At 72.7% G+C, this 9,613-nt stretch carries 10 protein-coding genes; 4 read left to right on the top strand and 6 right to left on the bottom strand.

What is annotated here, in order from left to right; all coding sequences use genetic code 11:
• From ADX84_RS24395 to ADX84_RS24385, 3 genes are all read left to right on the top strand, one after another.
• Positions 1 to 1,286, top strand: a 1,286-nt coding sequence (locus ADX84_RS24395; RefSeq protein ID WP_049579678.1) for a hypothetical protein, incomplete at its 5' end; no start/stop codon positions are given.
• Positions 1,287 to 1,348: 62 nt separating this feature from the next.
• Positions 1,349 to 2,191 (top strand): glutamate ABC transporter substrate-binding protein, encoded by an 843-nt coding sequence (locus tag ADX84_RS24390; protein ID WP_049579669.1) that lies wholly within the window; start codon positions 1,349 to 1,351, stop codon positions 2,189 to 2,191.
• 103 nt (positions 2,192 to 2,294) lie between these two features.
• Positions 2,295 to 2,594 carry a DUF6221 family protein gene (locus ADX84_RS24385; protein ID WP_049579667.1) on the top strand — a complete coding sequence of 100 codons (300 nt, stop codon included), beginning with the start codon at positions 2,295 to 2,297 and terminating at the stop codon, positions 2,592 to 2,594.
• An 8-nt stretch (positions 2,595 to 2,602) separates the two neighbouring features.
• On the opposite strand, the gene ADX84_RS24380 is transcribed toward ADX84_RS24385, so the two are convergent.
• The 3 genes from ADX84_RS24380 to idi all read right to left on the bottom strand — a co-directional run bounded on the left by ADX84_RS24380 (position 2,603) and on the right by idi (position 4,820).
• A complete protein-coding gene (locus tag ADX84_RS24380) occupies positions 2,603 to 3,292 on the bottom strand; it encodes an HAD family hydrolase (protein WP_049579664.1) in 690 nt (229 codons plus the stop codon).
• Between the two features lie 54 nt (positions 3,293 to 3,346).
• Positions 3,347 to 4,012, bottom strand: a complete 666-nt coding sequence (locus ADX84_RS24375; protein ID WP_049579662.1) for a hypothetical protein — start codon at positions 4,010 to 4,012, stop codon at positions 3,347 to 3,349.
• 256 nt (positions 4,013 to 4,268) lie between these two features.
• Positions 4,269 to 4,820, bottom strand: a complete 552-nt coding sequence (gene idi, locus ADX84_RS24370; RefSeq protein WP_049579658.1) for an isopentenyl-diphosphate Delta-isomerase — start codon at positions 4,818 to 4,820, stop codon at positions 4,269 to 4,271.
• Between the two features lie 175 nt (positions 4,821 to 4,995).
• Between idi and ADX84_RS24365 the strand changes: the two genes are divergently transcribed.
• On the top strand, positions 4,996 to 6,513 hold the full coding sequence (locus ADX84_RS24365) for an SDR family NAD(P)-dependent oxidoreductase (RefSeq protein ID WP_049579674.1): 1,518 nt from the start codon (positions 4,996 to 4,998) through the stop codon (positions 6,511 to 6,513).
• A 3-nt stretch (positions 6,514 to 6,516) separates the two neighbouring features.
• Here the strand turns inward: ADX84_RS24365 and ADX84_RS24360 are convergent, their stop codons facing one another.
• The 3 genes from ADX84_RS24360 to ADX84_RS24350 form a co-directional block, all read right to left on the bottom strand.
• A complete protein-coding gene (locus ADX84_RS24360; RefSeq protein ID WP_049579656.1) occupies positions 6,517 to 7,530 on the bottom strand; it encodes a zinc-binding dehydrogenase in 1,014 nt (337 codons plus the stop codon).
• A gap of 133 nt (positions 7,531 to 7,663) precedes the next feature.
• Positions 7,664 to 8,314, bottom strand: a complete 651-nt coding sequence (locus ADX84_RS24355) for a response regulator transcription factor (RefSeq protein WP_049579654.1) — start codon at positions 8,312 to 8,314, stop codon at positions 7,664 to 7,666.
• Complete coding sequence (locus ADX84_RS24350; RefSeq protein WP_156208171.1) at positions 8,311 to 9,534, bottom strand: sensor histidine kinase; 1,224 nt, start codon at positions 9,532 to 9,534, stop codon at positions 8,311 to 8,313. The genes ADX84_RS24355 and ADX84_RS24350 overlap by 4 nt, the downstream gene beginning before the upstream one ends.
• Positions 9,535 to 9,613: the final 79 nt, after the last annotated feature.

Here is a 9,613-nt window from a genome sequence, read left to right as displayed (position 1 = left end):
GGCAGGCCATGAACACCACCGACCTCTACCTGAACCTGGCGGCGATGGACGCCAGCGTGGCGGACGTCCTGCTCATGGGCACCGATCACGACCTCGGGTCCGGGCGCGAGGCGGCCATGGACCGCTACGTCACCAGCCGTCGGGAGGCCAACGAGGCCCTGCTCCAGGTGGCGTCGCTGACCACCCAGGACGGTGACGCTCAGGAGAACGCGCGGGAGAACGTGCAGGCGCTCATGGACGGGATGGGCGCCTACGAGCAGGAGGTCGGCAGGGCGCTCCTGATCAACGGGGACGCGCAGGCGCCCCCGGGGGAGGTGGACGCCGACGCGCTCGCCGAGTACAGCAGCGCCACCCAGCGGATGCACACCGAACTGCTGCCCAAGGCCTTCAACCTGGGGTTGGAGTCCTCGGCGATCGTGCGGCAGAGCCACGAGGACGGCCGCGGCGCGGTGACGGGCGGGCGCGTGGTGGTCGCCGTCGTGGGAGTGGTGACGGTGGCGTCCCTCCTCGCCCTCCAGCTCTACCTGCGGGTGCGCTTCCGCCGCCGCTTCAACGCCCCGCTGCTGGTGGCCACGGCCGGGGCGGTGGTGCTGTCCGTCGGCGCCGTCCTGGCGCTGAGCGTCAGCGCGGCCCACGAGCACCGGGCCAAGAACGACGGGATGGACGCCGCCATGGCGCTGTCCCGGGCCAAGGCCATCGCCACCGACATGCAGGCCGACCAGAGCCGGTTCCTGATCGACGACGACCACGCCGACACGTACCGGCAGGTGTACTTGGAACGGGCCCAGCAGGTGCTCTTCCGCCCGGTCAGCACGCTGCCGGACTACTACGAGGCGGTCGGGCAGATCCCGGGCGCCTACCCGCAACTTCCGGGGTCCGGGGTACCCGACGAGGAGGACCCGGGCACCCTCGGCTACCTGGGGGAGGACGCCCAGCGGGCGCTGCTGGAGGACGATGACGCGGAGAACGCCCTGGAGGAGGTGCTCTCCACCTTCGTCGCGCTCCAGGAGGCGGACGAGAGCCTGCGTGAGGCCGTCGCCGACGGTGACACGGCGCGGGCCATCGACATCCGCATGCGGGTGGCCGACACCGAGAACGGGCTGTTCCGCCAGCACACGGACGCGCTGGACGTGCTGGTCAGCGCGCACACGAACGAGTTCGACGCGGGCATCCGCGACGGCGGGTCGGCGCTGTCCCCATGGGCACTGGGGCTGCCTGTCGGCTCCCTCGCGCTGTTCGCCCTGGTCGTGGCGGGGGTCCGCCCCCGACTGGCGGAGTACCGGTGAGCGCGGCGGGCGCCGGTTCGTCCGTACGCGACGAAACCCCCCGAGAGACGAGGAGCGGGTCGATGTGGTGGCGAGGAGGCCGCGGCCGGACCGTGGCGGCTCTGTGTGCCGTGGCGGTGATGGCGCTGTCCGCCTGTTCGGCGGAGGGAGGGGAGGACCCGCCCTTGCGGTCCCTCCTTGACAAGACGTCGATCACGGTCGGGGTCAAGGCCGACCAGCCCGGCGTGGGGCTGAGGAAGGGTGAGGAGTTCGAGGGGTTCGACGTGGACGTGGTGAACCACATCGCCGAGGAGCTGGGGATCGAGGACGTGCGGTTGGTGCCCATCACGTCCGACGTGCGCGAGGAACGGCTGGTGGACGGTGACGTGGACATGGTCGTGGCGACCTACTCCATCACCGCGGAACGCAAGCTCGACGTGACCTTCGCGGGCCCCTACTACGTGGCCAGGCAGGACATCCTGGTGCGCAGGGGCGAGCAGGGCGTGAACGGGGTGGCGGACCTGGAGGGGCGGGTGATCTGTCAGGGAGACGGCTCCAACTCCGCCAGCCGGGTCGAGGAGGGCCTCGGTATCGACGTGGCCGAGGTCGAGAAGCCGGAGACCTACAGTGACTGCGTCGACATGCTCAGAGCGGGCGAGGTCGACGCCGTGTCCACGGACGACCTGATCCTCGCCGGGTTCCTGGACGAGGACCCGGAAGCGTTCGAGTTCGTGAACAAGCCGTTCACCGAAGAGCGGTACGGGGTGGGTCTGCCGAACGGAGACGTGGCGGGCTGCGAGGCCGTGAACAGGGCGATCGACACGATGTACCTGAGCGGTGAGGCCGGCGAGAGCCTGAACCGCTGGTTCGGCGACACCGACCTGGAGCTGGTCACGGACGTGCCCCAGTTCGAGGGTTGTGCGTAGGGGTCGTGGGCGGTCGGAGGGGTCACCGAGTGGCCCAGGAGGGGCTTATGTCAGATACTGATCCCCGCAGGGGGCTTTGGGGGGAGAGAAGAGGAGTTGTCCGTTGACCATCGTCGAGTTCCTGAAGGCGCGTCTGGACGAGGACGAACGTGCGTCCAGGGCCGTCCCCGTGGGGTCACGCGGCCGGGAACGGGCGCTGGCCGAGGTCGCGGCCAAGCGCGGGATCGTCCGCGGCTACACCGAGGCGCACGACGCGAGCATGCGCATCGTCGACCCCTCCTCTCCGGCGGCGAACGTCGGCGGTGACCCGTGGTCGGAACTGCTGGCCTGGCGGCTCGCGGTGAAGTACCTGGCGTCCGTGTACCGGGGCCACCCCCAGTACGACCGGAGCTGGGAGGAGTAGCCCCCCGACTAGGCGGGCTCGGGGAGGTCGAGGAGTCGTTCCACTGTCTGGGCCAGGTCCCGACCCTCGACGTCGGGGCTGGGGAAGACCGACGGGAACCGTCCCTCCAGGTGCGCGGACCATCCCGTCACCAGTCCGGCCCGGCGGCCCCCCGCCGCGTCCCAGCCGTGCGCCGTGACCAGCCCCAACCGCTCCGGGGGCACCCCCAGTCCGCGCGCGGCCGCCAGGTACGGCTCGCGGGCCGGTTTCCACGCTGACGGACCGTCGCCTCCGGCGAGGGCTTCCAGCGGTAGACCGGAGCGTTCCAGCAGCAGGCGGACCTGCTCGCCGTCGCCGTGGCCGAGCACCGCCGTGCGCACGCCCCGCTCGTGGGCGGCCTCCAGCGCCGACGCGGCCTCGCGGCGGGGTTCGAGCCGGGCGATGCCGTCGATGATCACGTCCTCGGCGGCCGGGGCGATCTGGTTCCCGGTGATGTCCCGCAGGGACCCCCGGGCCACGTCCTCGAAGGTGCGTTCCCCGCCCAGCAGGGACAGGGCGAAGGCGTCCCGCAGCAGGTGGTCGCACCAGCGGGTCATGAGCACCCGGGGGATGCCCGCCTCACGGAACCGCCACTCCAGCGGGCCGAGCGGGAAGAGGGTGTCGAGGGCGTCGAGGACGAGGGCGGCGGGACGGACGGGACCGTGAGCGTGAGGGGGCACGGGGCGCTCCAACTCGGTGGGGGCGTGTGGTTGCTATCTACCCCGCCGCGGGGATCAGAAGACGACGTAGCCGGAGATGTCGTCCTCAAGGTGGGCCGGGAGCTGGGCCCGGATGAGCGCGTCCGGCAGCGAGACGAACGGGGCGGACGAACGCTCCGTCACCAGGGCCTCGGCGTGCTCCGAGGTGAGGCCGGGCAGGTCGGCGATCGCCTCGGCGGAGGCCCGGTTGAGGTCCACGAGGCCGCCGTCGTCGTAGCCCGTGCGCAGGTCGGGTCGGCCGATCCCCAGTTCACGGGCCAGGGCGGGGTCGTCCGCGAGCAGGGCCCGGGACTCCTCACGCCGAAGGGCGCGGTCGGCCGCCATCGCGCGCAGCTCCGAGTTGCCCCGGCCAGCCATGGCTCCTGCCGCAGAGGTGGGGGCCGGGCCGGTGGGCGCGGCGCCGACCGGTTCGCCGCGCAGTCTCCGGTTCCGCTTGGAGTTCACGCTGTAGATGTCGTGGAACAGGTAGGCCGTGGCGCAGAGGGAGTAGACGACGAGCAGGCCCGCGCTGACGTTCTCCAGGACGCTGCCCTCGGCGCTCGAACCGAACACCGCGAGGAGCGGCACGCACAGCGCCGCGAGGACCCCGGCCACGGCGGACCTGTGGCGGATCGCCACGTAGCCGAAGGTGAACAGGCCGAGAGCGCCGCAGGTGAGCAGGTTCGTGAGGAGGAAGCCCATCCCGCCGGGCCTGATGTCGCTGGCAGCCCTCGGCGGCTGCGGGGGAGGGGGCGGAGGGCCGGGCTGCACGTGGTGCGGCGGGTACGGAGGGAGTCGTCGCTCTCCGTGATCGGCGTGCTGTCGCTGGGGGTCGTGACCGCCGGGATGCCACCCGGGGCCAGGGGATGTGTTCGACATTGCCCAAGCTTATGACGTTCTTTCCCCGCCGCGATGTGCAGGGTTTTCGCGAGGAGGCGCGCGGAGTCCCCGCCGTGGGTCAGCGGGCGGCGTTGAGCTGCGGAATCTGCTCCGCCGCCCACGGGCTGATCACCCAGGGTGTGCGTTCGGCCAGTGTGGCCACGTCCGGCCAGGCCGCCCAGGTGAACTCGGCGACCTCGTCCGCGTCCGGGACGGGGGTGTCCTCGGTACGGGCCCAGAACACCGGGCAGAACTCGTTCTCCACGATCCCCTCGGCGGAGACCGCGCGGTACCGGAAGTCCGGCAGGGCCTCGGTGACCTCGGTCAGCTCGATCCCCAGCTCCTGGCGGACGCGGCGGCGCACCGCCTCCTCCATGGACTCGTCCGGGGCGGGGTGGCCGCAGCAGCTGTTGGTCCACACACCGGGCCAGGTGGTCTTACCGAGGGCGCGGCGGGTGAGCAGCACCCGGCCGTCCGGTCCCAGCACGTAGCAGGAGAAGGCCAGGTGGAGCGGGGTGTGCTCGGTGTGGACGAGGGCCTTGTCGGCCACACCCACCGGCTCGTGCGCCTCGTCCAGCAGGACCACGAACTCGCGTTCCGCACCGTCACCGGCGGCCGTCTGCTGGCTCACGAAACTCCCCCTGCCCGTGGCGCCAGGGCCCCACGCGTCGATTCCCAGTGCTGGCTCACCCCCCATGGTCGCCTGTCCCCGTGACCGCTTCGCACCGACCGTCCGGTCCCGGAGTGCGCATAGGGTTCCTGGTGGCCCGGCAGGAGGCCACCAGGAACAGCGGCGGGATGCAGTGGTGACGGAAACGGTGACGCGGACCACGGTCGACGGGATCGACCCGGACAGGCTTCGGGTGTGCCTGGAGGTGTTGGCCGAGGCGGAGGGGCTGCCCGTCGACCACGACGACTCCCTGACGCTCCAGCGGGGCACCGCCCGGCTGTTCAAGGCCCTGAAGGAGCGACGGCGCAAGGAGCGCAACGCCGCCCGCAGCGCCCACGACAAGGCCGTGTTCGCCGCCACCGCCACGGCCGCCCCGGACCGGATCGACGACGAGACCAACGGCCGCGCGCTCACCAGCCGCGCCCTGGCCTCCGGCGAGGACGGCGCGGAGGGGACCGGTGACGCCGACGACGCCGCCCGTCAGCTCGCCGGGGTGCTGCGCAAGGCCCGCCCCTGTTACGTGTGCAAGCAGAAGTACCAGGAGGTCGACGCCTTCTACCACCAGCTCTGTCCGGAGTGCGCCGTCTTCAACAGGCAGCGCCGGGAGGCCCGCACCGACCTCACCGGGCGGCGGGCCCTGCTCACCGGCGGCCGCGCGAAGATCGGCATGTACATCGCGCTGCGGCTGCTGCGCGACGGCGCCCACACCACCGTCACCACGCGCTTTCCCAACGACGCCGTGCGCCGCTTCGCCGCGATGCCCGACAGCGACCAGTGGCTGCACCGGCTGAGGGTGGTCGGCATCGACCTGCGCGACCCCGGCCAGGTGGTGCAGCTGGCCGACTCGGTGGCCGAGCAGGGACCGCTGGACATCCTCATCAACAACGCCGCGCAGACCGTGCGCCGCTCGCCGGGCTCCTACGCGCCGCTGATCGCCGCCGAGTCCCAGCCGCTGACCGGGGAGGGCCTGCCCGAACCGCTGGTGCTCGGCGGGGTCCGCCCCCGCGAGCTGGAGGGCGCCACCGAGTCCGAGGTGGCCGAGGTCGCGCCGCACACGCTGACCCCCGAGATGCTCACCTCCCTGGCGCTGACCACCGGCGCGGCGCACCCGGACCGGGCGCACCAGGCGGGCGCGATCGACGCGGGCGGCCTGGTGCCCGACCTGGCACCCGTCAACAGCTGGACGCAGCGGATCGGCGGGGTCGACCCCGTGGAGATGCTGGAGGTGCAGCTGTGCAACGTGAGCGCGCCCTTCCTCCTGGTGGACCGGCTGCGCCCCGCGATGGCCGCCTCCTCCGCGAGGCGCACCTACATCGTGAACGTGTCCGCGATGGAGGGCGTGTTCGGGCGCGGGTACAAGGGGCCCGGCCACCCGCACACCAACATGGCCAAGGCCTCGCTGAACATGCTCACGCGGACCAGCGCCGAGGAGATGCTGGAGACCGACGGCATCCTCATGACCAGCGTGGACACCGGGTGGATCACCGACGAGCGGCCGCACCCGGACCGGGTGCGGATCGCCGCCGAAGGGTTCCACGCGCCCCTGGACCTGGAGGACGGCGCGGCCCGCGTGTACGACCCCATCGTGCGCGGTGAGCTCGGCGAGGACCTGCACGGCTGCTTCCTCAAGGACTACAGGCCATCGAACTGGTAGGCGTCAGGGTTCCAGGACCAGGCGGACCGGTGCGCCGACCCGCTTCTCCAGCCGGTCCACCGCCTGGGGCGCCTCCTCCAGCGGGAACCTCCCGCTGACGGAGCGGCTGAACTCCAGGCGGCCCGCCCGGACCAGGTCCACGAGCTGCACCACGTGCTCCGGATCCGACCCGTAGTGGCCCAGGACCTGCTGGCGCAGGTAACTGAACCGCGAGCCGTCCCGGACCTCCAGGGGCTTGTCGGTCAGCCCGACCAGCACCAGGCGGCCGTGCTCGCCGAGGACCTGGACGGCCTGTTCACGCACGATCGGGACCCCGGCGAAGTCGAAGGCGACGTCCAGACCGCGCCCGTGGGTGAGCTGGCCGATCCGGGTGAGGAACTCCGGCGCCGTGGAGTCCAGCGCCACGTCCGCCCCGTAGTCCAGGGCGCGCGCACGGGCGTGCTCGTCGGGGTCGGCGGCGATGATCGGGGCGGCCCCCACCATCCGCAGGAGCTGCACTGCGTGCGCGCCCAGGCCGCCCACGCCCCACACGGCCACGGCCTCGGCCGGGCGCACGTCACCGGTGGCGGTCACGGCGGCCCAGGGCGTGGAGACGGCGTCGGGGATGATCGCGGCCTGCTCGAAGGGCAGCTCGTCCGGGATGGGCACCACCGTGGACTCGCTGGCCAGCGCGTACTCGGCCCACCCGCCGTCGTAGTCCACGCCCCTCGTGAGCACCTGACCGTGCCGGTCGGGCTCACCGGCCTGGAGGGCCACCCGGTCGCCGACCCGGACATCGAACACCTCCGGGCCCAGTTCCTCGACCACCCCGGCGACCTCGTGCCCCAGGGTGACGGTGTCCCCCTTGAGGTGGAGCGGGGTCAGACCGCCGCCGACGAGATGGGCGTCGGACAGGCACACGCCGGCCGCCCGGACCCGGACGAGGACCTGGCCGGGGCCGGGGGTGGGCCGGGGGACGTCGGTGACCGTGAGGGTTCGGTCGGTGATGTTCAGCCGGGCCGCACGCATGGTGGCCATAGGTCGTTCCTCGCAGTCGTGTCGCAGGTGCCCATTTCCTCACCGATCATCACGGTTGGTGTGGGTGTGCCCACGGGGACGACACGGGCCTCACGGGTCAGAACCCGCTCACTTTTTCGTCAAGCGAGCGGGATCAGTCCATGAGGCCGCCGCGGTACGCCCAGGCGGCGACCTCCACCCGGTTGCGGGCCCCGATCTTCTCCTGCACCCGGGCCAGGTGCGTCTTGACCGTGCTCACGGTGACGTGCAGCTCCGCCGCCACCTCGGTGTTGGTGAGCCCCCGCGCGACCGTGCGCACGATCTCCAGTTCGCGGGCCGTCAGCCCGCTCTCGGTGAGGTCCCGCCGGGGTGCCCGGGCCGTCGAGAAGTGCTGGAGCAGACGCACGGTGATCTGCGGGGAGACCATCGCGTCGCCCCGGGCGGCGGCCCGCACCGCCTCGATCAGCAGCGCCGGTCCCGCGTCCTTGAGCAGGAACCCGACCGCGCCGCCCGTCAGCGCCGCGTGCACGTACTCGTCGAGGTCGAAGGTGGTCACCACGACCACCCGGAGCGGGTCGGCCACCCCCGGCCCGGCCAGTCGGCGGGTGGCCTCCAGCCCGTCGATCCCCGGCATACGGATGTCCATGAGGACCACGTCCGGGCGCAGCCGCTCGGCGAGCCGGACCGCCTCGACCCCGTCACCCGCCTCCCCGACCACCGTGATCCCGTCCTCGGCGTCGAGGATGTAGCGGAACCCCGTCCGCACCATCTGCTGGTCGTCAGCGAGCAGCACCCGAATCGTCAACCCTGACCGTCCCCTCCGCGCCGGGCGGGGATGGTTCCCCGCACGGTCCAACCCTGCCCCACGCCGTCGGGTCCCGCGGACAGCTCTCCACCGAGGAGCCGGGCGCGCTCGGCCATGCCCACCAGCCCGTGCCCGCCGCCCACCGGAAGCCCGGAGCCCCGGCCGTCGTCCTGGACACGCACCTCCACCTCGCTGTCCAGGACCGTGGCCACCACGCTCACCCGGGTGGCGCCCCGGGCGTAGCGCAGCGCGTTGGTCACCGACTCCTGGGCGATCCGCAGCACCGCCGTTCCCACCTCCGGCGGCAGGTCCCGGACCGGCCCTGACACGTGCACGGCCACCTCGGGGCGCCCGGGCGCGGCCGGGGCCGCGAGCGCGTCCAGCCCCTCGGCCGGGCCGGGGGCGAGCGGTGCCTCACCCGGCTCCCGCAGGCGGCTGACCATCCCCCGCATGGACTCCAGGGCCCGGGTGCCCGCCGCCTCGATATCCGGCAGGGCCGCGCGCACCGCCTCGGGGTCGCGCTCGGCGATGTGCCTCAGGGCCTGTGCCTGCACCACGATCCCGGTGACCTCGTGTGCCACCACGTCGTGCAGGTCGCGGGCGATGGCCAGCCGCTCGGTCGCGCGGACGCGCTCCACGTCGGCCGTGCGCTCGGCCCGCCGCCAGCGCAGGTACAGGCCGGGAACCAGACCGGCGACGACCGCCAGCAGCGCGGCGGTCGGTTCGAGTTCGAAGGGTTCCCGCAGGTAGTCGGAGTAGGCGGCGACGAAGGTCAGGACCATCACCACCGTGATCTGCCAGCCGCGGCAGCGATACGCGGCCAGGGCGAGGATCGCCAGCATCCCCACGGCCTCGGAGAGGGCGATCGGGAAGCCGAAGATGCCCTTGGGCAGGGGCCACAGCAGCACCGACACGAACATCACGGCCACCGGCGCGACGACCCCGGCGGCCAGGGTCGCGAGGGGACCGGCCGAGGGCCGCGCGACCAGGGCGACCAGCAGCACGCAGAGAGCGCCGGAGACGCAGGCCGCGAAGTCCATCGCGGAGGTCGGCGGTCCCATCCAGTCCGAGTGCGTGGGGATGGCCAGCGCCGTCCGCAGATCAGCGACCCACAGCAGGATCATCCCCGCCGTCAGGGCGAACGCCACCAGGAGGGGGTACAGGCGCGACCGGCCGTCAGCGGTGGCGGAGAGCCTGTTCAGAGCCGTGGTGTGGAGCATGGTGACCAGGCTAGGCCGTGGTCCGGCGGCCGTGCATCGGTCGAACGGACGACGCGCGGCGGGTGGTGGGAGGCGGGGG

Origin of the sequence: Nocardiopsis sp. SBT366, assembly GCF_001083815.1 — a bacterium.
In the GTDB taxonomy this organism is placed as follows: Bacteria; Actinomycetota; Actinomycetes; order Streptosporangiales; family Streptosporangiaceae; genus Nocardiopsis; species Nocardiopsis prasina.
Note: the sequence above shows the minus strand (reverse complement) of the source record. Positions and strands in the feature narration are given on the sequence as shown.